Source organism: Streptococcus cuniculipharyngis (assembly GCF_007859195.1).
In the GTDB taxonomy this organism is placed as follows: domain Bacteria; phylum Bacillota; class Bacilli; order Lactobacillales; family Streptococcaceae; genus Streptococcus; species Streptococcus cuniculipharyngis.
Genome location: NZ_VOHL01000002.1, coordinates 57,850 through 80,195, shown reverse-complemented (window position 1 = coordinate 80,195; position 22,346 = coordinate 57,850). Strand labels below are relative to the sequence as shown.

General features: G+C 42.6%; 17 protein-coding genes and 1 riboswitch. Of the genes, 8 read left to right on the top strand and 9 right to left on the bottom strand.

Annotation, left to right across the window (positions count from 1 at the left end):
- Positions 1 to 29 precede the first annotated feature (29 nt).
- Entirely contained in the window at positions 30 to 317 is a 288-nt protein-coding gene (locus FRX57_RS03795) for a DUF3270 domain-containing protein (RefSeq protein WP_146566861.1), read from the bottom strand.
- Positions 318 to 462: 145 nt separating this feature from the next.
- Here FRX57_RS03795 and FRX57_RS03790 point away from each other — a divergent pair, with 145 nt between their 5' ends.
- Complete coding sequence (locus FRX57_RS03790) at positions 463 to 681, top strand: YdbC family protein (RefSeq protein WP_146566859.1); 219 nt, start codon at positions 463 to 465, stop codon at positions 679 to 681.
- A 15-nt stretch (positions 682 to 696) separates the two neighbouring features.
- On the opposite strand, the gene FRX57_RS07625 is transcribed toward FRX57_RS03790, so the two are convergent.
- Positions 697 to 849, bottom strand: coding sequence for a hypothetical protein (locus tag FRX57_RS07625; protein WP_186600821.1), 153 nt, complete (start codon positions 847 to 849; stop codon positions 697 to 699).
- 6 nt (positions 850 to 855) lie between these two features.
- Positions 856 to 2,343, bottom strand: coding sequence for a lysine--tRNA ligase (gene lysS / locus FRX57_RS03785; protein ID WP_146566856.1), 1,488 nt, complete (start codon positions 2,341 to 2,343; stop codon positions 856 to 858).
- A gap of 255 nt (positions 2,344 to 2,598) precedes the next feature.
- Here lysS and FRX57_RS03780 point away from each other — a divergent pair, with 255 nt between their 5' ends.
- Together FRX57_RS03780 and FRX57_RS03775 are read left to right on the top strand one after the other, a co-directional pair.
- Positions 2,599 to 4,143, top strand: a complete 1,545-nt coding sequence (locus FRX57_RS03780) for a BCCT family transporter (RefSeq protein ID WP_146566854.1) — start codon at positions 2,599 to 2,601, stop codon at positions 4,141 to 4,143.
- A gap of 93 nt (positions 4,144 to 4,236) precedes the next feature.
- Positions 4,237 to 5,139: an HAD family hydrolase gene (locus FRX57_RS03775; RefSeq protein WP_146566852.1), complete on the top strand. Its 903-nt coding sequence runs from the start codon at positions 4,237 to 4,239 to the stop codon at positions 5,137 to 5,139.
- Positions 5,140 to 5,185: 46 nt separating this feature from the next.
- Here FRX57_RS03775 and FRX57_RS03770 read toward each other — a convergent pair whose 3' ends face one another.
- The 5 genes from FRX57_RS03770 to FRX57_RS03750 all read right to left on the bottom strand — a co-directional run bounded on the left by FRX57_RS03770 (position 5,186) and on the right by FRX57_RS03750 (position 8,901).
- Positions 5,186 to 5,839: a histidine phosphatase family protein gene (locus FRX57_RS03770; RefSeq protein ID WP_146566851.1), complete on the bottom strand. Its 654-nt coding sequence runs from the start codon at positions 5,837 to 5,839 to the stop codon at positions 5,186 to 5,188.
- Positions 5,840 to 5,873: 34 nt separating this feature from the next.
- Positions 5,874 to 6,347, bottom strand: coding sequence for an aminoacyl-tRNA deacylase (locus tag FRX57_RS03765; protein ID WP_146566849.1), 474 nt, complete (start codon positions 6,345 to 6,347; stop codon positions 5,874 to 5,876).
- On the bottom strand, positions 6,344 to 7,186 hold the full coding sequence (locus FRX57_RS03760) for a DUF368 domain-containing protein (protein WP_146566847.1): 843 nt from the start codon (positions 7,184 to 7,186) through the stop codon (positions 6,344 to 6,346). Before FRX57_RS03760 ends, FRX57_RS03765 begins: the two co-directional genes overlap by 4 nt.
- Before the next feature lie 67 nt (positions 7,187 to 7,253).
- On the bottom strand, positions 7,254 to 7,802 hold the full coding sequence (thiT, locus tag FRX57_RS03755; protein ID WP_146566845.1) for an energy-coupled thiamine transporter ThiT: 549 nt from the start codon (positions 7,800 to 7,802) through the stop codon (positions 7,254 to 7,256).
- A 37-nt stretch (positions 7,803 to 7,839) separates the two neighbouring features.
- Positions 7,840 to 7,938, bottom strand: a riboswitch (TPP riboswitch).
- Positions 7,939 to 8,034: 96 nt separating this feature from the next.
- On the bottom strand, positions 8,035 to 8,901 hold the full coding sequence (locus FRX57_RS03750) for a glycoside hydrolase family 25 protein (RefSeq protein WP_146566843.1): 867 nt from the start codon (positions 8,899 to 8,901) through the stop codon (positions 8,035 to 8,037).
- Between the two features lie 167 nt (positions 8,902 to 9,068).
- On the opposite strand from FRX57_RS03750, the gene FRX57_RS03745 reads away from it, so the two are divergent.
- The 5 genes from FRX57_RS03745 to tuf all read left to right on the top strand — a co-directional run bounded on the left by FRX57_RS03745 (position 9,069) and on the right by tuf (position 15,570).
- Positions 9,069 to 9,560: an ECF transporter S component gene (locus FRX57_RS03745; RefSeq protein WP_146566841.1), complete on the top strand. Its 492-nt coding sequence runs from the start codon at positions 9,069 to 9,071 to the stop codon at positions 9,558 to 9,560.
- Entirely contained in the window at positions 9,544 to 9,912 is a 369-nt protein-coding gene (locus tag FRX57_RS03740; protein WP_146566839.1) for a DUF4430 domain-containing protein, read from the top strand. The genes FRX57_RS03745 and FRX57_RS03740 overlap by 17 nt, the downstream gene beginning before the upstream one ends.
- Before the next feature lie 179 nt (positions 9,913 to 10,091).
- Positions 10,092 to 12,788 (top strand): phosphoenolpyruvate carboxylase, encoded by a 2,697-nt coding sequence (ppc, locus tag FRX57_RS03735; protein ID WP_146566837.1) that lies wholly within the window; start codon positions 10,092 to 10,094, stop codon positions 12,786 to 12,788.
- Between the two features lie 116 nt (positions 12,789 to 12,904).
- Positions 12,905 to 14,185 (top strand): cell division peptidoglycan polymerase FtsW, encoded by a 1,281-nt coding sequence (gene ftsW, locus FRX57_RS03730; RefSeq protein WP_146566835.1) that lies wholly within the window; start codon positions 12,905 to 12,907, stop codon positions 14,183 to 14,185.
- 188 nt (positions 14,186 to 14,373) lie between these two features.
- Positions 14,374 to 15,570: an elongation factor Tu gene (tuf, locus tag FRX57_RS03725; RefSeq protein WP_146566833.1), complete on the top strand. Its 1,197-nt coding sequence runs from the start codon at positions 14,374 to 14,376 to the stop codon at positions 15,568 to 15,570.
- A 319-nt stretch (positions 15,571 to 15,889) separates the two neighbouring features.
- Here tuf and FRX57_RS03720 read toward each other — a convergent pair whose 3' ends face one another.
- Positions 15,890 to 22,258 (bottom strand): pullulanase, encoded by a 6,369-nt coding sequence (locus FRX57_RS03720; RefSeq protein WP_146566831.1) that lies wholly within the window; start codon positions 22,256 to 22,258, stop codon positions 15,890 to 15,892.
- Between the last annotated feature and the right edge of the window lie 88 nt (positions 22,259 to 22,346).

Sequence of the window (22,346 nt, the reverse complement as noted above, 5' to 3'; positions counted from 1 at the left end):
GGTAGTCTTTCATCAAGCTTACCTGTTGGTTAATGTTTCATTGAAAAAATAAAATAAGATAGGGTCGAATTAAGGGCAAAACTAATCAAGAGTGATAGCAGAAAGGCCCAGAGGGACTGTATTCCTAAGGAGAGAAGGACAAAGCAAATGAGTACTGTCATGATGGAGAAAATGGCAACACGGGCAAAGAAAACGAGCTCGCGGAATTTTGCGCTGTTGCTATTCAACTCTTGAAATTCTCTGTACTTAGGCGAATAAGAAACTTGTAGGTCTTCTTCTCGTTCTTCTTGCCGTTGTCTATTGACATTGGTTGACATATTCCCCTCCCTCTATATTAATCTCTTTTATTATATCATAAGGAAGGGGCTTTGTCACATTGAATCGCCAAAAAACTCAATTTTTCTCCTTTTTGGTATAATAGTTGTGGTCTATTTGACGAATAAATAAGATAAGGAGGTCAATATGGCGACATTTACTTTTGAGATTGTTGAGGAGCTTTTAGTCCTGTCAACTAATGATAAAGGCTGGACTAAGGAATTAAACCGAGTGAGTTTTAATGGGGCAGAGCCCAAGTATGACATTCGTTCTTGGAGTCCAGACCATAGTAAGATGGGCAAGGGCATTACCCTCAGCAATGACGAATTTCAAACCTTGCTGGATGCCTTTCGTTCAAAAAAGTAGTCTAAAGACCTTAGACTACTTTTTCTTTTTGAGATAATCTGCCAAGGCGATGATGATAAAGACCACCCCTAAGTAGATAAACATGGTTCTATTGCTGGATTGGGAAAATAAGCCGTAGGCTATAAATATCAAGGCCGATAGGCTGGCCATCAGTCGATTGGTTCTCATAGGTATTTATTTCATGGTTGGGAAGAGGAGGACATCACGGATAGAGGTGGTGTCTGTGAGCAACATGCACAGACGGTCGATACCGATGCCTAGTCCACCTGTTGGTGGCATACCGTATTCAAGGGCTTCAACATAATCATAGTCAATGCCAGTAGCCTCATCATCTCCCAATTCTTTAGCCTTGGCTTGGGCTTTGAACCGTTCAAGCTGGTCAAGTGGATCATTGAGTTCGGTAAAGGCGTTACCGTATTCTTTGGTCATGATAAAGAGTTCAAAACGGTCAGTAAAGCGTTTGTCCTCGTCATTCATCTTAGCCAGTGGTGAAATTTCAACGGGGTGACCATAGACAAAGGTTGGTTGAATCAAGGTGTTTTCAACAAATTCTTCAAAGAAAGCATTGATAATATGGCCGACAGTAAAGTGTTTTTCCACAGCGACCTTGTGCTCCTTGGCCAGGGCAGTGGCTTCTTCTAGGCTCATGTCTTGCCAGAAATCAACACCAGTTTCTTCTTTGATGGCGTCAACCATATGGACACGTTTGAAGGCTTGGTGGATATTCAATTCAGTCCCTTGATAGCTGATAGGCCCCTCTCCCTTGACCGTTTTCGCCACATGTTGGATAATGCCCTCGGTCAAGTCCATGACATCAGTGTAATCATGGTAGGCTGTATAAAGTTCCAGCATGGTAAATTCAGGATTGTGGGTTTGGTCCACCCCCTCATTACGGAAGACACGACCAATTTCATAAACCTTCTCCATACCACCAACAATCAAGCGTTTAAGATGGAGTTCCAGGGCGATGCGGAGTACCATGTCCATACTGAGCGCATTATGATGGGTATTGAAAGGACGAGCAGCAGCCCCACCAGCTTCATTGTGAAGCACTGGCGTTTCTACCTCAAGATAGCCCAAGCTGTCAAGATAGCGACGGATTTCTGAAATAATACGGCTACGTGTTGTAAAACGCTCAAAGCTCTCACGGTTAGAAATCAAGTCTAGATAACGCTTGCGATAGATGGTTTCAATATCTGTTAGCCCGTGGAATTTTTCTGGTAGGGGACGGAGTGATTTTGAGAGGTGGGTGAGTTTGGTTGCCTTGATGGACAATTCTCCCATGTCAGTCCGCATAACCTGACCTTCCACGCCAAGGAAGTCTCCTAAATCAGCCTTTTTGAAAATCTCATAATTGTCTTCGCCAACCATGTCCTTGCGAACATAGATTTGAATTTGGCCTTCACGGTCTTGGATATGGGCAAAGCCGGCCTTGCCCTTACCTCGTTTGGTCATCATCCGACCAGCGATAATAGCAGTGTGCCCTAAGTCATTTAATTCATCCTTGTCTTTATCGGCGTAGTTAGCCTTGAGCCCAGCTGAGTCAGCAGTACGTTCAAAACGCTTACCAAAGGGATCAATGCCCTGCTCAGCTAGTTCAATCATTTTTTCACGACGCACAATCTGTTGGTCGTTAAGTTCTTCCATATGTTCTGTGGACATGTCTTCCTCCAAAAGTTTCTTTCCCTCCTATTCTATCATAAAATAGCAGAAATTTCACAAAGAGACTATCTTTTCTTTGAGTGTTGAGGAGAAAAGGGGAGTATTTTTTGAACAAAACTTGACATTTTTAGTTTTATGAGTAGAAGTATTTTTAGGTTTTTGTTACACTAGATAGTGATGTTCGTTTATCCTTTGAAAATGCGATGTTATTTTCTCGCAAAAAAATAAACGATAAGAATTTAAGGAGGTCTTGTCATGTTTAAACGCCAGACATCTGTCTTTTATGCGTCAGCAGGTTTGGTCTTGCTGCTGATTCTCTTAGGTGTTGTCCGACCGGTAGAATTGCAGCAGGCGACCGAACAGATTAAGCAATTGATTACTGTTCATTTTGGGTGGCTGTACCTACTTTTGGTGACGACTATTTTAGCCTTTTGTGCTTTTTTTATTTTCAGTCCCATGGGTCAAATCCGCTTGGGAGAGCCTGACTCTAAGCCAGAGTATTCTACCCTTTCTTGGATTGCCATGATGTTTTCTGCTGGTATGGGGATTGGCCTAGTTTTTTATGGGGCAGCAGAGCCGCTTAGTCACTTTGCTATTTCAGCGCCTTATGCCCAGGTGGGGAGCCAGCAAGCCTTGGCGGATGCCTTTCGCTTAACCTTTTTTCATTATGGTCTTCATGCTTGGGCTGTTTATGGGGTGGTTGCCTTAGCCCTGGCTTATTTTGGGTTTCGTAAGCAGGAAAAATACCTGTTGTCAGTTACTTTAAAGCCTTTGTTTGGAGCTAAGACGGATGGTTTTTGGGGCAAACTAGTTGACACGATAACTGTTTTAGCAACGGTCATTGGGGTAGCGACTACTCTGGGGTTTGGCGCTGCTCAGATCAATGGCGGTCTATCTTATGTGTTTGGTCTGGACAATACCATTTCGATTCAGATTATAATTATTGTGGTAGCCACTGTTCTTTTTCTTTTATCAGCCCTGTCGGGCCTAGGCAAGGGAGTTAAGGTCTTATCTGACTTTAATTTGCTTTTAGCCTTGTTATTGTTAGCAGTAGTCGTGGGGATCGGGCCGACAACCAAGATATTCGATGTCTTGACGACTTCTTTGGGCAATTATCTACAGACCCTACCCGAAATGAGCTTAGGAACTGCTGCCTTTAATGATAGTCAGAGACCATGGACTAATCAATGGACGATTTTTTATTGGGCCTGGTGGATTTCTTGGTCGCCTTTTGTTGGTGTCTTTATCGCTCGAATCTCCAGAGGACGAAGTATTCGTGAATTCTTAACGGTTGTTTTAATTGTGCCAACCTTACTGAGCTTACTGTGGTTTTCAGCCTTTGGGACCCTATCAACATCAGCCCAGATGTCGGGCCTTGATTTACGAAAATTTGCGACGGAGGAGATCCTTTTCGCCACCTTTGGTCAATACTCACAGGGAACTATATTATCAATCTTAGCTATTATTCTAGTCATGACTTTTTTTATCACGTCTGCAGATTCTGCCACCTTTGTGCTGGGGATGTTGACTGAAGATGGTCAGTTAACACCAACAAATCAAACCAAGGTAACTTGGGGAGTGGCTCTGTCTATTATGGCTATTGTACTACTCTTGTCTGGCGGCTTGACTGCCTTGCAGAACATTTTGATTATTGTCGCGCTACCATTTTCATTTGTTCTTATCCTGGTTCTTGCTTCGCTATTTAAAGAACTGCTCTATGAAAAACATGAAATGGGGTTGAGCATAACACCAGATAGGTACCCTAAGAAAAATGCTCCCTTTAAATCCTATGATGAGTAGTAAGAAATCTGGGCAAGAGATAGTTTGAAAGTTGCTAGGACTTAAGGTAAAGTAGTATAATAGTGAAAATAGAATGAAAGAGGAATTGAAACCATGATTTCATCAATTGTTTTTGATGTGGATGATACCATCTATGATCAACAAGCCCCTTACCGCTTGGCCATGGAAAAATGCTTTCCTGATTTTGATATGACTCAGATCAATGCGGCCTATATTCGGTTCAGGCATTATTCTGATACGGGATTTCCACGGGTAATGGCAGGTGAATGGACCACAGAGTATTTTCGTTTTTGGCGGTGTCGTGAAACTCTGTTAGAGTTTGGTTATCCAGAAATTGATGAAGCAAAGGGACGTGCTTTTCAAGACATCTACGAATACGAGCTAGAAAATATTACCATGCTTGATGAAATGAGGATGACCCTTGATTTTCTGAAAGCTAAGGGGGTCCCTATGGGAATTATCACCAATGGGCCAACGGAACATCAGCTGAAAAAAGTAAAAAAATTAGGTTTGTATGATTATATCGAACCCAAGCGTGTCATTGTTAGTCAAGCGACAGGTTTTCAAAAACCGGAAAAGGAAATCTTCAACCTAGCAGCAGAACAGTTTGACATGAATCCGGCTACCACCCTTTATGTGGGAGATTCCTATGATAATGATGTCATGGGAGCGTTGAATGCGGGTTGGCATGCTCTATGGTTCAATCATCGGAGGCGTCAACTCAAGGCTGGCAATAAGCCGATTTTTGATTTGGAAATTGATAATTTTGAACAGCTTTATGGAGCGGTTAAGGTCTTGTTTGACCTGCCAAATAATAAATTTATCTTTGATGCCAATGACAAAGAAAATCCTGTCTTTCAGATGGGCTTGGATAATGGCTTGATGATGGCAGCAGAGCGTTTATTGGAGAGTAATATGAGCATTGATAAGGTGGTCATCATGCTCCGCTTAGATAAAAAACAAGAACACCTGCTTCGCGTTAAATATGGTAATTAAAAAAAATCTTCTGATAATCATGATTATCAGAAGATTTTTTATGGCATTAGACCTGTTGAACCACTGCAAGAGGCTCTGTTTCGTCCAAATAAGATTTATCATTCCAGCTTAACAAACTAAAATCCTGGCCATTAGTCGTTTCTAATACACTGAGACTGGCATTGGCTAGTCCCCCATGTTGGCGGAGTCGAGCTGGTGAGTAGCCGAGCAATTCACCCATTCCAGCTACTAAGCTAGCTCCATGGCCGACGATAAGGACATGGTCTAGTTGCTGATAATCTAGTGATTTGACAAAATCAGCAATACGGTGACTGACTTGATAAACGCTTTCAGCATCAAACATGTCATGATTAAAGCAGGCTAGATTGTGGGTAAAGGCGTGGATTTGTTTAGGGTAGATGGCCTTCATTAAGCTGATTTTTTGGCCTTCCAAGCTCCCCAGACGCCATTCCCGTAGTTGGGGAATTTCTTCAATCTTTTTGGGGTGCAGATTTTCCTGGTTGATGAGTTGTGCGGTTTCGACAGCACGACGTAAATCACTAGAAAAAATGCGATTAAAAGGGATGTTCTTTAGGGCTTGACCTAACTGGATAATCTCCGGTAGGCTATCTTCCAGTAGGCTAGCATCGATACTTGCCCCTTGGAACATCCCTTGGCGATTCCAGAGGGTTTCCCCATGACGGACAAAATAAAGTTTCATAATCTTCTCCTAAGTTGTTAAAAATAGTAGTTGGTTATTGTTTGAGGTCAGCAAATTGAGCCTGGACAAATTCGGCAAGTTCCTGGCTATTGATTTGAATAGAGCGACCGCCTTCCCCTGCTGAAACAATTATCTCGGGTTGCAGGAGAGCTTGTTGATCAATAAAAATTGGAAAGGCGTGCTTTTGACGAATACCGATAGGATTATTGGCTCCGTGAATGTAACCTGTGGTTTTTTGTAAATTTTTCTGGGGAATCATTTGGACCTTTTTGTTACCGGATAATTTTGCTAGTTTCTTTTCTGAGAGGTGTTCTGTGATGGGAACAAGACCAATCAAGGGGCCAGTTTTATCTCCGGTCAAGGCTAATGTTTTAAAAATCATTTCCGGTTGGATATGATCTGGTAGTTGTCCTTCTAAGGCGTTTAGTTGCAAGCTGTCATAGGCAATTCCGGCCTTATCTAAGATTTGCTCAACCAAGGTTTTTTTCAGTTTAAGTCCTTTACTCATTTGTATTTCTCTTCTAATTTACTCATCCAAAGTCCCAAAGCAAGTCCTGCGATAAAAAGTAAGCTGGCAATCAAAAAGCCGGTCAGGTCAAGGCCCGCATAGGAAATGCTTTCGCTGCTGCTTGGATTTGGAAGAACAATCAGCAGGGTACTGGAGATAACAAGCCCAATAATAAAGTGATAGACGCGTGAATGATAGGTGGCAAGAGCATAATCCATTGCTTTTGAGAATAGTAGCATCGTTAGGGCTCCGCCAATGGCAATGGGAAGAAAGACTCCAAATAAATCAAGATTTTTAAAACCAGTCAACATCGGACTATAAAGCCCAAGAATAAGCAGCAGATTTGACGGGCTAAGACCAGGGACCAGTACACCAAGGGCAATCAAACTTCCTGCCAAGATAAAGCTCATGAAATTAGCAGGGATGGTTCCCACCATAGCATTAAGGTTATAAAGAAAGAAGCCAGAAATCAGCAAGGTAGCGATTAGCCAGAGCCAGTCAAGCTGGTCGCGTGGTGATTTGGCACTAGCCTCTTGCCAAAGGGTGGGGAGGGTACCAACAATGGCTCCGGTAAAGGCCCAGAGGACAGGAACTTGATAGTTGGCAAGCAAGTATTCCAAGGGGGCAGAAAAGAGAGCAATCCCTAAAATACCGCCAATTCCAACTGGCAGGAAAAAGAGAACATTATCAATAAAGTTCTTCGAGAGGTGGGCAAGAAATGAAATAATACGCTCGTAAAGTCCCAAGATGGAAGCTAAAACCCCACCGGATACCCCAGGTAAAATAAAACCGAGGGCGATGATAACTCCTTTAACGAGCCTGGTAATCCAAGAAATCATAAAATCCTCCAACTAAAAAATGGCATATAGAATCATTATACCATTTTTTAGTCATAATTTAAGAGAATTAACGGTTATAGCCGGGAATTAATAGTCTTGGAATTTTTTTGAGCAGGATAAGAAGCAAAAGATAGGAAATGATAGCTGATGGAATGAGAAAACCAGCATTGTAAGTTAAGGCATAGAGCCAGACAGGGCTTCCTTTAGGAGCATAGTCGCTATAAAAGAGAATACCAGCCAAGGTATGGGCTACTAATCGGCCTAGGCTAGCCAAACCTATGGCAAAGGCAAGTAGAACAGGGCGGTGGCTTAGATTTTTTTGGCGGGTGGCTAGACCAGCTAGGCCCAGCAGGCCATAAGCGATAGGATAATCAAGGAAAAATTGCCAAGGGCTAAGGAAATAGCCGCCTAGAAAAAGTTGAAGTTGCCCAGAAAGACTGCCTAGTAAGCAGCCGCTAATGGGGCCGTAGCGAAGGGCAAAGATAATCACTGGAAGCATGCCTAGAGAGATACTTCCACCTTGAGGCAGTTGAAAGAGGATTAATTTGTCTAACAGTAAGGACAGGGCTAAGAGCAAGGCTCTCTCTGTCTTTTGGCTAGTTGATAATTTTGGCATAGAAAAACTCCTTTTTAACGACAAAAGGAGTGGATAGACAAACTTTTGACACAATCCCTCCGCTAGTTTTAACTAGATCAGGTCTTGAGGATTTCGCCTGTGGCGATCTCAGCTAGAAGCACTCCTATGTGTAATATGTGGGATATTTAATTAATTTCAGTTTATCATAAACCATTTTTTTAGGCAACTGAAACGGCTTACAAAGTCAATAAGACTTAGCAAGTGCTAAATCTTATTTGGTGGTTGATTTCTTTTTGATCTTACCAAACAGTTTCTCATAGGTTGATTTGGTATTTTTGGTAACCGCAATTTGGTTTAAATCCAGAGGATTAGCAAAACCATTGAGATAACCTTGTGAGGTGTACTGGTGTAAATCGTAGTCAAGCGTGGTATCAGGTGCTGCTTCATAGTATCCAGAGTCAGACCCATAAGTTGGAATCCAGATAGCATCAAATTTATCTACGGAGATTTCTTGTTCTTCCATAAAGTAGGTTCCAATGTAGATACCGACATTTTTGGCACCTAAACGTTTCAGCTCCTTGCGGAAAGCTTCAACACCGGCATTCATATCAGACATGGTTGCTTCTTCAACGTCAATCCAATAGAAGGTGGGGTTATAGGGGGAGGCATTTTTATAGAAAATTTGAGCTTCCTCTTTCATTTCTTTAATGCTTGCCCCTAAGGCGTAACTATAGACAGCGACGGGAACCCCTCGCTTTTGAAATTCTGTGATGTGTTTCTTAAAGGATTTATCGACACCCGTTGTATAAGCAGCATTGTTGTTTTTGGTAATTTGAGATCCGCCGAAGACTCGGACAATGGCTCCGGAAATGTTTCTTGAGAGCACATCGTAATTAATCTCATTGGGTAATTGCCAACCGGAGACGTCAATAATTGGTTTAAGAACCACTTTTTCATCCTCTGAACTTGTTGTGGATTCTTCACTACTGGTTTGACTAGAGGCTGAGGGAATGGATTTTTGAGCAGCCTTTAACTGTTCTCTTTCCATCCAGGAGGCCTGTACTTTAGCAATAATCATGATTAAAGCAATCAAACTGAAAAAAATAAACACAACAATTGGTTTAATTCTTCTTCTCATCATTTCTATTGTAACGTAAAAAGGTTGAAAAAGCAAAATATCATGCCCAAAAAAGTGATATGATGGACTCGTTTTTTGATTTATAAGCCAGGATAAGGCTACAGACAAGGTTGAAGGCATTTTGACAGGTCAGGTAAGATTTGTTAGAATGAAGAAGAGGTAAGCTTATGGCACTAAAACGATTAAGTCAGCTGGCCCTGTTATCGGCAGTTTGCATCATTCTTCGTTATCTTTTCGCAGGAATTCCCAATGTGCAACCCATTACAGCCATTTTCTTAACCATAACCATTCGCATGGGCTTGGTCGATGGTGTCTTGGTTGCTGCGGTTACTATGTTAGTGACGGGGTTTTTACTATTTTTTGGGCCGTGGGTTCTTTGGCAAATCTTGTCGTATAGCTTGATTTTATGCCTTTGGAAGTTTTTATGTTATCCCATCAGCCAAAGGAAGTCATGGCTAGAGTCAGCCTTGGCAGGTTTACTTGCTTTTTTATATGGTTTGGTGATTGACAGTATAACAGCTCTTTTTTATGGGGCTCCTGTCTGGCCTTATGTGTTGGCAGGATCTGTTTTTAATTTGGCTCATGGCCTGTCGACGAGTTTGTCTTACCCAATTATTATCACGGTGTTTAGGAGGTTTACACATGAAAAAAATATTTAGTCTCATGCTACTGGTCGTGACCTTGTTTGTGGGAGCTTGTTCATCTCAAACGGCAACCAAGTCTACAGCGGAGCCACTTCAACGCGTTCAGTTAATTGTCACTGCTAACAACCATACGACTGATGAACAGGTTGAAGCAAAATCAAATCAAACGGTTATGGATGTGCTAAAAGCCAATTATCAAGTTAAGGAAAAAGATGGCTTTATCACAGCCATTGATGGGGTTGAACAAGATGTTGAAGCCAAAAAGTATTGGATGTTCAAAATCAATGGTGAGCTTGCTCCCAAGGCTGCTGATCAAATTACTGTTAAAGATGGGGATAAAATTGAATTTTACCAAGAGAGCTACTAATTTAGCAACATCATATGACGGAGGCATCTTCCCTAAGGGGAGGATGTTTTCGTATGCAGTTAAATGGGTCATTTTTGAATATTAAGGGGAGAAAAATGCAGGTCTGACCGATTGAGAATAGTATTTTTGGGATAAAAATGGTAAGATAGGAATGATTTAGTGATGGCAAGGAGGGGCCTGTGAGTATTCAGAAGTTAGAAAATATTAATGGAAATCAAGTGGTTGGTGAGGAGGTCAGAATCTTGACCCAACTGCTGCAGGAGGTCACCAAAGAGTTGGTGAGTCCAGAAGTTTTTGATTTGATTGAGCAATTGACTGACTTGTCCATTAGGCAAGATTATCAAACCTTGGAGGGGGTAATTCAGGGGATTAGCAACCAAGACATGGTGTTTGTGGCGCGATATTTTGCTATCTTGCCCCTCTTGATTAATATTGCAGAGGATGTGGATTTGGCTTACGCTGTCAATTATAGCAATAATATTGGTCAAGATTACCAAGGGAAATTGTCTTTGGTTATGGATGATTTGGTTAAAATGGAAGAAGCTAAGACCATCTTGGAACAGATTAAGGTGGTTCCAGTCTTAACAGCCCACCCAACCCAGGTTCAACGCCGGACCATGCTAGGTTTGACCAATGGTATTTATCTTTTATTGCGTAAGTATCGTGATGTTAAGCAGGGCCTAATTAACCAAAGAAAATGGCAGTCTGATTTGAGGCGCCAAATTGAACTGATGATGCAAACCGATATTATCAGGGAAAAGAAACTCAAGGTTAAAAATGAAATTAGTAACGTTATGGAATACTATAACCGCTCCCTGATTCCAGCAATCAGTACTTTGGTACAAGAGTACCGTCGTCTGGCCCGGGAACGAGGAATTGATTTAGCTGCTGCTCAGCCAATTAGCATGGGCATGTGGATCGGGGGCGACCGTGATGGTAATCCTTTTGTTACTGCTGAGACCTTGGAATTGTCTGCGGTGACACAGGCAGAGGTCATTCTTGGCTACTATTTACAGATGGTTGAAAAGCTTTATGCAGCCTTTTCAATGTCCACCAATCTTTCCAAGGCGAGTGATTCCTTGATTGCTTTGGCAAACCGGTCGCAAAACACGTCTGAGTTTCGTGAGAAGGAACTTTATCGTCGGGCCTTAACCCATATTGAAACCAGTTTAAAGCATAGCCTTACCTATCTCACAACCGGACGGACATCAGTGCCTTATTATGCCAAGGCAGAGGAGTTTAAGCAAGACCTTCTGATCTTGCAAGAGTCACTTTTAGCAAATAAGGGAACCTACCTGTTGGAGGGGGATTTTGCGCAACTTTTGCAGGCGGTTGATACGTTTGGGTTTTATTTGGCTAGTATCGATTTACGTCAAGATTCTAGTGTTCATGAAGCCTGTGTGGCCGAGCTTTTGAGAACAGCCAATGTTGAAACCGATTATTGTGGCTTATCAGAGCCAGAGAGGTGTCAACTTCTCTTAAGTCAGTTGCAGCAGGACCCACGAATTTTGTCATCCACCCCACTGCCAAAATCAGATGTCTTACAAAGAGAATTGGCTATTTTCCAAAAGGCGCGTGACTTGAAGGAGCGCATGGGAGAAGAAATCATCAGCCAACACATCATTTCTCATTCGGAAAGTGTGTCTGACTTGCTAGAATTGGCGATTTTATTAAAAGAAGTAGGGCTACTAGATAATGAGCAAACCCGCTTACAGATTGTTCCACTTTTTGAAACGATTGAGGATTTGAATAATGCTCATGACATCATGCAGGCTTATTTCCAATTGGATATGGTTCAACGTTGGCTAGCCGGTAATCATCAGTATCAAGAAATTATGCTGGGCTACTCTGACAGTAATAAGGATGGTGGTTATCTGGCTTCTGGCTGGACTCTGTATAAGGCCCAAAAGGAATTGACGGCTCTTGGAGAACGTTATGGCATTAAGGTCACCTTTTTCCATGGTCGCGGAGGAACGGTCGGTCGCGGAGGTGGCCCATCTTATGACGCCATCACCTCTCAACCTTTTGGCTCCGTGAAAGATCGGATTCGGGTGACCGAGCAGGGAGAAGTGATTGGCAATAAATATGGCAATAAAGATGCAGCCTATTATAATTTGGAGATGTTGTTGTCTGCTACCCTTAACCGCATGGTAACTCGTATGTTAACCAATCCGCAAGATCTTGACCGGTATCGTCAAGTCATGGATGAGATTGTTGCTGAAAGCTATCGCACTTATCGCCAATTGGTTTTTGAAAATCCTCATTTTTATGATTACTTTTTTGCCGCCAGCCCTATTCGTGAGGTGTCCAGTCTTAATATTGGCTCGCGCCCTGCCGCTCGTAAAACGATTACGGATATTAGCGGCCTAAGAGCTATTCCCTGGGTCTTTTCTTGGTCGCAAAACCGGGTCATGTTGCCTGGCTGGTATGGTGTCGGCTCCAGTTTTAAGTCCTTTGTTGATAAAGATCCCAAACATTTAGAACGTTTACAACAAATGTATCAAGAGTGGCCATTTTTCCGTAGTCTTTTATCCAACGTAGACATGGTTTTGTCAAAATCTAACATGAATATAGCTTATCAATATGCTCAACTCTGTCAGGATGAGGACGTCAAACAGGTTTACCAGCTTCTATTAACCGAGTGGAATTTGACCAAGGAAATGATTCTGGCGATAGAAGAGCAGGAGGAACTTTTGGCTGAAAACACCTATTTGAAAACCAGTCTGGCCCATCGTCTGCCTTATTTCAATGTGTTGAATTATATCCAGATTGAATTGATTAAACGATTGCGCCAGGGGCAGTTAAATGAAGAAGATGAAAACCTGATTCATATTACCATTAATGGTATTGCTACGGGCTTGCGTAATTCAGGTTAACTGATTAGGGAATTGGACGATTGGTCCAGTTCCCTTTGTTTTTCTCTTAGCTTTTGTTTTTTTTTGTCAAAGATGATATAATCGGAAACGCAAACTAGTAATTATCGGAGAAATCCATGAAGATTGATAAAAAACATTTATTAAATTATTCCATATTTTTACCCTATATGATTTTATCTATTGTGGGATTAATCGTCGTTTATTCAACCACTAGCGCTACCCTGATTGAATATGGTAGGAGTCCTTTTCGCTCGGTGATTAACCAAGGGATTTTCTGGTTGGTTAGTTTGGTGGCCATTACCTTTATTTACAAACTAAAATTAAATTTTTTAAAAAACTCAAGAGTCCTAACCATGGTCATGCTTATTGAAATGGTTTTGCTAGTCATTGCTCGTTTCTTTACCCAGCAGGTCAATGGTGCCCATGGGTGGATTGTGCTAGGGCCCATTAGTTTTCAACCGGCTGAATACCTGAAAATTATTATGGTTTGGTTTTTGGCATTTACCTTTGCTCGGAGACAAAAAACGATTGAGGCATACGACTATCAGGCCCTAACCAAAAGGCGTTGGATTCCAAGGCAGTTGTCTGATTTAAAGGATTGGCGCTTCTATTCTCTGGTCATGATTCTTTTGGTGGCAGCCCAGCCTGACCTGGGGAATGCCACGATTATCGTCTTGACTGCTATTATCATGTTTACCGTTAGTGGTATTGGCTATCGCTGGTTTTCTGGTCTATTGGGCACTATCACCCTGACCTCAACCTTATTTTTGGGAATGATTTCTGTGATTGGGGTTAAGACTGTTGCCAAAGTGCCTGTTTTTGGTTATGTTGCCAAACGCTTTAGCGCCTTTTTCAATCCCTTTAATGACCTGACTGACTCAGGTCACCAGTTGGCCAATTCCTATTATGCCATGAGTAATGGTGGTTGGTTTGGCCTTGGCTTGGGAAATTCGATTGAAAAAAAAGGCTACCTGCCTGAGGCTCAAACCGATTTTGTTTTCTCCATTGTTATTGAAGAGTTGGGATTGATTGGGGCAAGTTTGATTTTGGCCTTGGTTTTCTTTCTCATTCTCCGTATTCTGTTGGTAGGGATTAAATCTCAGAATGCCTTTAACTCAATGATGGCTTTAGGGGTTGGGAGCATGATGCTGATGCAGGTCTTTGTCAATATCGGAGGGATTTCCGGCTTGATTCCATCTACAGGAGTAACCTTCCCCTTCCTGTCGCAGGGAGGAAACAGCGTCTTGGTTCTCTCGGTTGCCATTGGTTTTGTCTTGAATATTGATGCCAATGAGAAGCGGGAACAGATTTACCAAGAAGCAGAAGAGGAATACCATCATCGCATGTCAGAAGAGTTGATGTCACAAAGTAAGGTTGTGGAGTTTAAAGAAATGTAGGACGAATACCTGATTTCCTATGGAAATCAGGTATTTTGCTATGAAAATATTAGAAGATAAAACAAAAAGATAAAAATAGCATAAAATACTTGCAATTCTGAGCTAATTTGATAGAATAGTATAGTAAAGTTAGACTGTATTGTACCGTCTATCTATAAAATATATTTTATTTGGAGGCTTTTCCTAAAATGGCAAAAGAAAAATACGATCGTAGTAAACCCCACGTTAACATTGGTACAATCGGACACGTTGACCACGGTAAAACTACTTTGACAGCTGCAATCACAACAGTTCTTGCACGTCGTCTTCCAAGCGCAGTTAACCAACCAAAAGACTACGCTTCTATCGATGCTGCTCCAGAAGAGCGCGAGCGCGGAATCACGATCAACACTGCACACGTTGAGTACGAAACTGAAGCACGTCACTATGCGCATATCGACGCTCCAGGACACGCGGACTACGTTAAAAACATGATCACTGGTGCGGCTCAAATGGACGGAGCTATCCTTGTAGTAGCTTCAACTGATGGACCAATGCCACAAACTCGTGAGCACATCCTTCTTTCACGCCAAGTAGGTGTTAAACACCTTATCGTCTTCATGAACAAAGTTGACCTTGTTGATGATGAAGAATTGCTTGAGTTGGTTGAAATGGAAATTCGTGACCTTCTTTCAGAATACGATTTCCCAGGTGATGATCTTCCAGTTATCCAAGGTTCAGCTCTTAAAGCTCTTGAAGGTGACTCAGCATTTGAAGATATCATCATGGAATTGATGAACACTGTTGATGAGTATATTCCAGAACCAGAACGTGACACTGATAAACCACTTCTTCTTCCAGTCGAGGACGTATTCTCAATCACTGGTCGTGGTACAGTAGCTTCAGGACGTATCGACCGTGGTACTGTTCGTGTCAACGATGAAATCGAAATCGTTGGTATCAAAGAAGAAACTACTAAAGCAGTTGTTACTGGTGTTGAAATGTTCCGTAAACAACTTGACGAAGGTCTTGCAGGAGACAACGTTGGTGTTCTTCTTCGTGGTGTTCAACGTGATGAAATCGAACGTGGTCAAGTTATCGCTAAACCAGGTTCTATCAACCCACACACTAAATTCAAAGGTGAGGTTTATATCCTTACTAAAGAAGAAGGTGGACGTCATACACCATTCTTCAACAACTACCGTCCACAATTCTACTTCCGTACAACTGACGTAACAGGTTCTATCGAACTTCCAGCAGGTACAGAAATGGTTATGCCAGGTGATAACGTGACAATCGACGTTGAGTTGATCCACCCAATCGCCGTAGAACAAGGTACTACATTCTCTATCCGTGAGGGTGGACGTACTGTTGGTTCAGGTATCGTTTCAGAAATCGAAGCTTAAGAAATTAAGTTCCCATAAACAATTAAAGTCAGACAACTATAATTGTAACCAGCAGAGCATTCTGCTGGTTTTTTAGTAGATCAGGGGGTTAGATTAGGTGAAAGGTATGGGAGGTTATAGGATCGATAGGTTGATAAGTTTCCTTTTATTTGGAAGAAGTCGTCTTCTTTTTAAAGATATGTCTGATGAATTAAGGATGATAAGGGAATTCTCTAGATTTTTACCGTGGTTTAGCTGATACCCATCTTTGATATGGCTAATAAGAAAAAGGAAATCTTTTATAGAGATTTCCTTTTTCATTGAGAAAATTAGGCTAGGACTACCAATTACTTTTCTTTTTCCGAGAAATGATACTTGCTAGACTAAGGAGAAGGCCAGAGCCGGCTAAGCTAAGGAGTTTGCTGGTTTTGTCACCAGTTTGTGGAAGTTTAATGGCTTCTGATTTTCTTGCTTTTGGGTTGTTTGTTTGATTAGCTGATGGTCTTGTTTGAGGGCTAGCCATCACTAGTTGTTTGGTTTTGAGAAGTTGTGGCTCCTCGTCAGTTTTAATTTGCTCGGATGCTTCTTCTGTTTTTCCTTGTTGGGTTGACTTGCCATCAAGGTTTGACTGTTTAGCTTGGACTGATGAAATGGTGTTGTTTTGGTCTTTTCCCTCTTCTTTTTCTAGCTCTGGTAGTTTATTTTCTTTGCTTAAGCGTAAGATGGTAGCTGTTAGGGGAGCTAGGGTTAGGGTATTGTTAGTCATGGTTACCCCTTGTGGCTCATCAATGCCACTGAGGTGGACCTGTCTAGCATCTGCGATAACTGTTGCTTTGGCTAGGTGGGCAAAGGCTTGCCCTAGTTTAAAGCTACGAGCTTGGCTATCTGCATTAACAAAAACAGCATAGATATCACCATTAGAAGCAATGGTCTGGTAAGCAATAACCAAGTCATGTTCTTTGATGTCCTTGCCATCGGGTTGGCTGATGAGGCTCACTTTTTGATCAATGTCAGCCTTACTTTTGAGGCTGAAAGCGTCGGTAGAACGCCGGAGAGCAATCAGTCCCTTGGTATAGGCTTGTGTCATGTGATGGACAGGATAGGTCTTGCCATCAGTAGCCTTTTGCCAATCAAATCGGTTGATGGCATCTGTGGAATCATAAGAATCATGAATAAAGTAAGGGTAGAAGAAAGGACTGCCATCAGGGTTGCGTAACAGATGGGCTTTATTAGGTATCTTATCTTCACTGACAGGTTCTTTATACTGATCGTCAAGAAATTGTTTGGTCCGACCATACTCTTGTCCGGCGTGAAGGAAAGGTGTGCCTTGGGCAGTTAAGACAAGAAGATTTCCTAAACGTTGACGCTGATGAATTTCCTGAGTATTTTCAGGGAAAGCGGGGTCTTTTTTAATGGATTGAGCAATGATATCAAAGAGAGTGAGGTTGTCATGAGCGGCAATGTACTGGATGACATCCCCTGGGCTATCTGCGGTAAAATTATTTGGTTGTGCCTTGATGTTATTAAAGAGTTTGCGGATATCTTGGCTACCGCCAGTAATAAAGGCTGGTTGCCCCTCATTAGGGTAGCCTGATTTGAGACTGTTGCGGATATCATCGGAAAAGACGGCGACAGTATCTGTTTTTTCCATCCAGGTTTGGTCGGCAGCTTGGGTTGGTTTATTTTCGTCACCAACATAAGTCTTCCAACCTTCCCCTAGCATGATAAGTTTGGGGTTGAGGCTTCGCGCAGCTTGGTAGGCCGCCAGAATACTCTCAGCATCATGGTCACCCATCATATCAAAACGGAAACCATCCACCTTAAATTCATTGACTAGATAGTTAATCGAATCAACTAAAATGCGTCGGCTCATGTAGTGGGTCGTTCCTAGCCGCCCACCGCCAAAGCTAGTTCTTGAAGTTCCGTCAGCATCCATAAAGTGATAGTAGTTGGGTTCTAAGTCTTCAAAGATAAAGGCCTTGGCTGTGTGGTTGTAAACCACATCAAGGATAACTCCCATGCCACGTTTATGAATTTCCTTGACTAGGGTTTTAAATTCAGCAATACGCTTATCGGCCTGGGTTGGATCGGTAGAATACATGCCAGTGAGGGCAAAATAACTTTGTGGGTCGTAGCCCCAGTTGTAGTTGTTGCCACTAGATGAATAATGGTCAGAACGACTGCGATCCATTTCATTAACAAAATAGTAACTCATGATAGGGAGGAGCTGGATATGGGTCACTCCAAGCTCCTTGAGGTAGTCTAATTTGTCAATAAAGGCAGAGAAGGTACCAAAAGGAGCGCTTAGTGATGTTTCGATGCTTTTATCTGAGGTAAAGTCGCGGACATGGGCTTCGTAGATGACAGCATCTTCTCGCTGTTTGAAGCCTGGAATCTTGGCAAAATCTAAATCTTTTGGCCCAATTTGGCTCGGATCAACAAAGGCAGCCTTGGCGATTTTACGACTAGGATCTGTTTCAGCCAAATCACTGTTCCAGGCGGCCAAGGATTTAGCATAAGGGTCAAGAGCGAGAACGCTAGTATCGCCACGTGTAATTTGATAGTGGTAGTAGTAACCACGGTAATCGCTAATGCCTAGCCTGGAATCAGGTGTCAGTTGGGCAGTCCAAGTTCCTTTGGCTCCTTTGAGCATGGGTAATTGACCGATGATTTTGTCTTGATTGTTCTTGTCATAGATGATAAGTGATACACTGTCAGCGCTTGGAGACCAGAGGGTTAGGTCCACTAAACGACCGTCTTGCTGCACTCGAGCGCCTAGTGGACCGTCATAGGCATAGAGTTGATCTTTTAGCTGCCAGTTTGGTTTAATCATGAGGCTGTCGTCGCCAAATTTAAGGGTATATGGTTTATCTGACATTGGGAAATCACCTTTCAATATCGCAGTTTTCAGTTGAGGGTTAAGTTCTACCTCGGTAATGGGAAGGGTGTGGCCACTTGAGTTGCTAACGCTTAATTTTTGGCGCAATTGCTCTTGGGTTAGACCTTCGAGAGAGGTAAAGCTGGTTTCGATTGTGTTAAGGCTAGTTTGTTGGGCGCCTGTTGCTGTGATGGTATTGACAAAATAAGGGTTAGTATAGATGGCCTCGTCATCGTCTTTGAGGAAGATTTGGCTGTGATTTTTAAAATCAGTAAACTGGTAATCCTTGGGCTGAATTTTGACATCGTCCCCTGTTTTAGTCTTGTCCAAGAGGAGGAAACCAAGAGACTGAGGTAGCTGAGTGAGTGGGATATCACGATAGACACCATAGGCACCCTGTTGTTCAAAATCTAAGCCATTTGGCCATTCCGTTAGCTGTCCTTCTTTTTTGAGAAGGTCTCCCCAAAGCCAGAGAGCCTTACCTTGATAATTACCGTCCTTGCGGAAATAATTGATTCGTAGGGTACCTTTGGCCTGTGGTGGGTAGGTGTAGCTATTATAGGCTTCGTCAAACCAAACTTGGTTCATTTGTGGGCTAATGAGCGGAACAAATTTGTCACCAGTGAGATTTTGACCAGCAGCATTGTTGATGAGCAAGCCAATCTTTTCTTGCTTGTTGTTAGCTAGTTCGACATCCAAGTAGTAGCCATAAGCATCTTTTTTAATCTTGTCTAGGCTGAGGGCACCGCTAGGCCAATTGGTTGATGGTTTAGCGACATCTTCCCAAACCCAGAGTCCAAGGCTGGACGGATTATCTGCGGGTAGGGTTTTAAAATGCAGACGGAGATGATTTTTCGCGATGGGTTCTTGATCAGTCTTGTGACTGAGGATTTGTCCTGATTCAACGGTTAATAACATGATTCCGCCTTCTTGGCGAGTTGGAGTAGTCAATTGAATGGCCCATTGCCCTTGGGCATTTTTTTGAGCTTGATAGGTTTTACCAGTATAATGGTCAAGAAGTTTAGTATTTTCGCTGACGGTCAAAGAGAGGTTTGAGCGAGTTTCAGCTTGGGCGTAAAGTAGGTAGAGGGCGGTTTGCTCATGACTACGCTTGGTCAACAGCCATCCTTGCTCTTGATTGAGGGCTAAGGTTTCATACTGTCCTTTAGAGAGGAGATTGGAGTAGCTATTTCTAAAGGACAGAAGTTTTTGATAATGTGTTAACAAATCATTCTTCTGTGTTTTGCTCCAATCGAAATTGTAACGGTTATCATAGATCGGCCAGTTATTAGCCCCGGTTTGGCCAATTTCCTCTCCATAGTAGATGATTGGCTGACCTTTGGCAGTTAATAGAAGGCTACTAGCGACTTTAAATTTGGCTAGGTCACCACCAAGGCTATATAAAAATCCATCTTCATCATGACTACTTAAAAACTGGCCCAAAGTGGCAAGGCTAGTCAAGGACTTGTCACGATTTTCTAGCTCTTGGCTAGCAGCCTGAATTTGACCATTGACAAATAATTTGGCAATGTCTTTAAAACCAAAATCTAGGAGACTGTCCATGGTACCACTGTTGAGATCCCCTTTGGTGTCTTTATAATTGGCTCCCCAAGTTTCGCCAATCAGATGGAAACCACTATTTTTAGCAACTAGTTCATTTTTAAAGTGTTGCCAAGTGGTGTCGTCAACATGTTTGACAGTGTCGACACGAAAGGCATAAATACTATTTCCTTTGGCAGTGGTGCTACGGTTGAGCCAAGAACTTTGCCAAGCAACCAGCTGGTCACGAACTTTCTTGTCTTCTGTTTTAAAATCAGGTAGTCCTGCGAGAGATCCCTTTTGATCGTCTCCCTCTTGATTTTCCTCCGGGCTGCGGATGAGCCCAGCAAACGTCTTTTCACTGCCATAGCCAGCATGATTGAGCACCACATCAACGATAATATTAATGTTACGTTTGGCGGCTTCGTCAATGAGGTCGTGGAAGTCTTTTAGGCTGCCGAGATGGGGATTAAGCTTTTCAAAATTACTTGCCCAATAACCGTGGTAGGCATAGTAGTCACCGTCCTTTTCTGAGCCGACATTTTGTGGGATATTTTCAACGATGGGAGTAATCCAAATGGCAGAAACTCCCAGTGATTTGAGGTAGTCTAGTTTGGCAGTGACTCCCTTAAAATCCCCTCCTTGATAGGTTCCTCTAGGATTTTTGGCCTTGTCATAGGCTTGGTGATAGGGGTTGTCATTGGTCTTGTCGGCATTATAAAAACGGTCAGTCACCATGAAATAGATAATTTGTTCATCCCAGTCTTTTTCACCGGTGGTTTTTTGACGCTGGCTAATGGTTACTGGAATCTTACCCTCATAGTAGCCATTTTTGTCATCATAAGCACGGACAAGTAACTCATAGGTGCCAGGTGGGGTAGAGCTGCTGGCTTTGATGGCTACACGATTTAATTCTGGAGAGATAGGTAGGGTACCACCACCGATGGCACTGGTATTGACTTCCATTTTAAGGATTTTGGCCTGTTCAGGATTTTTGAGGCTGATTTCTAGCAGTCCGCTTTGGTTATAATTGAAAGGAGCTAAGACCCGACCACTGATGCTGACATTGGCTTGACCAGGCTGGGTATTAGCAGTATCCACTTCTGCTTGTTCAGGAAGATAAAATGGGTTAGTGTAGACAGTGGTATCATCATTTTTCAGGAAAATTTGACTATGGATTTTCCGATCATTAAAGGCTAGGTCCCCCAACTTATGGCCAGGGAGTTCAGGATTGTTTTTGTTAACGAGAAGAAAACCAAGTTTCGAATTTAGAGCTTTGGTTAGGGGAACATCAACATAGCGACCGTAAGGGCCGACCTTGGTCAAGTCAAGGGCTCCCTTTGGCCAGTCTTCGCTAGCTTTTTCGACATCTCCCCAAAGCCAGGCCCCCCAACCGTCATAGGTCTTATCATCACGTTTGTAATGGATTCGGAGCAGTTTATCGTCGGCCAGTGGTTTGTAGTAGTAAACCTTGCCGTCGGTGGTGACCCAGACCTCATTGATTCCTGGTAGGGGGAGATCAATTTTTTGATCATCTGGGCTGATTTTTTGACCATCCTTTAGCAAGAGATAGCCAATACTTGCTGGTGTCTGGGATTTTTTGATGTCAATGTAGCGGCCAAAATCATCTTGATCTTCTGCTTTAAAAGCCTGGGCATCATTTGGCCATTTGGCACCGTCTGATGCTTGGTCGACGCCTCCCCATTTCCAAAGGCTATAAGCAGCCTCTTTGCTTTGGTCTAACCCTTGAAGGTGTAAGCGGAGGTAACCTTCTTGAACAGGGGGGGTATTTGGTTCCTGAGGACTTACTATTTCTTGTTGCATCAATGGTTTTAGCGTCTCTTGGTCATTTGGCTGATTTTTTGTTGGCGATTGATCAGTCTTGGCTACTTGAGCTAGATCTGGTTGATATTCTTGAGGACGCTCAGGATTCTGATGCTGCTGGGTGACTATCTGAGCTCCCTCCTTTATTTCTGGGCTGTTAGTTTGTTCTACCACTGGACTAGTTAGATGATCTGAATCGTTTGTTTTAGTCTCCGATTGTGGTTCCTGAAGTACGGAGGCTTCGGTAGTCGCTTGTTCCGAGTCTTGTGGTAGGCTTAAGCTAGTAGTCGTTTCGGGTGCTGGGGTCAGCGTCTCAGCCTGGACCCTATTTTGAGTAACATTTGCTCCTAAAAGACTGACTGCAATGGCGACGGAAGCCGTGCCAACCTTAAAGGTTCTAATGGAAAAAATATCTTTCTGCTGCAAAAAGGTTTTTGAGCAAGATTGTGGGATGATTTGTTTTGACATAAGATACTCCTTTTTGTTATCGCTTTCACTACCCATTATATCCTTTTTTAGACATAATGCAACCGTTTGCGTAAGTTTTTAATTGATT

Excerpts from the sequence above, each read along its gene's own strand:
- FRX57_RS03790 (WP_146566859.1), top strand. The coding sequence starts at position 463 with ATGGCGACATTTACTTTTGAGATTGTTGAGGAGCTTTTAGTCCTGTCA.
- lysS (WP_146566856.1), bottom strand. The coding sequence starts at position 2,343 with ATGTCCACAGAACATATGGAAGAACTTAACGACCAACAGATTGTGCGT.
- FRX57_RS03720 (WP_146566831.1), bottom strand. The coding sequence starts at position 22,258 with ATGTCAAAACAAATCATCCCACAATCTTGCTCAAAAACCTTTTTGCAG.
- FRX57_RS03745 (WP_146566841.1), top strand. The coding sequence starts at position 9,069 with ATGGCACTAAAACGATTAAGTCAGCTGGCCCTGTTATCGGCAGTTTGC.
- FRX57_RS03795 (WP_146566861.1), bottom strand. The coding sequence starts at position 317 with ATGTCAACCAATGTCAATAGACAACGGCAAGAAGAACGAGAAGAAGAC.
- FRX57_RS03740 (WP_146566839.1), top strand. The coding sequence starts at position 9,544 with ATGAAAAAAATATTTAGTCTCATGCTACTGGTCGTGACCTTGTTTGTG.
- thiT (WP_146566845.1), bottom strand. The coding sequence starts at position 7,802 with ATGCCAAAATTATCAACTAGCCAAAAGACAGAGAGAGCCTTGCTCTTA.
- FRX57_RS03750 (WP_146566843.1), bottom strand. The coding sequence starts at position 8,901 with ATGAGAAGAAGAATTAAACCAATTGTTGTGTTTATTTTTTTCAGTTTG.
- FRX57_RS03770 (WP_146566851.1), bottom strand. The coding sequence starts at position 5,839 with ATGAAACTTTATTTTGTCCGTCATGGGGAAACCCTCTGGAATCGCCAA.
- FRX57_RS03765 (WP_146566849.1), bottom strand. The coding sequence starts at position 6,347 with ATGAGTAAAGGACTTAAACTGAAAAAAACCTTGGTTGAGCAAATCTTA.
- FRX57_RS03780 (WP_146566854.1), top strand. The coding sequence starts at position 2,599 with ATGTTTAAACGCCAGACATCTGTCTTTTATGCGTCAGCAGGTTTGGTC.
- ftsW (WP_146566835.1), top strand. The coding sequence starts at position 12,905 with ATGAAGATTGATAAAAAACATTTATTAAATTATTCCATATTTTTACCC.
- FRX57_RS03775 (WP_146566852.1), top strand. The coding sequence starts at position 4,237 with ATGATTTCATCAATTGTTTTTGATGTGGATGATACCATCTATGATCAA.
- tuf (WP_146566833.1), top strand. The coding sequence starts at position 14,374 with ATGGCAAAAGAAAAATACGATCGTAGTAAACCCCACGTTAACATTGGT.
- FRX57_RS03760 (WP_146566847.1), bottom strand. The coding sequence starts at position 7,186 with ATGATTTCTTGGATTACCAGGCTCGTTAAAGGAGTTATCATCGCCCTC.
- FRX57_RS07625 (WP_186600821.1), bottom strand. The coding sequence starts at position 849 with ATGAGAACCAATCGACTGATGGCCAGCCTATCGGCCTTGATATTTATA.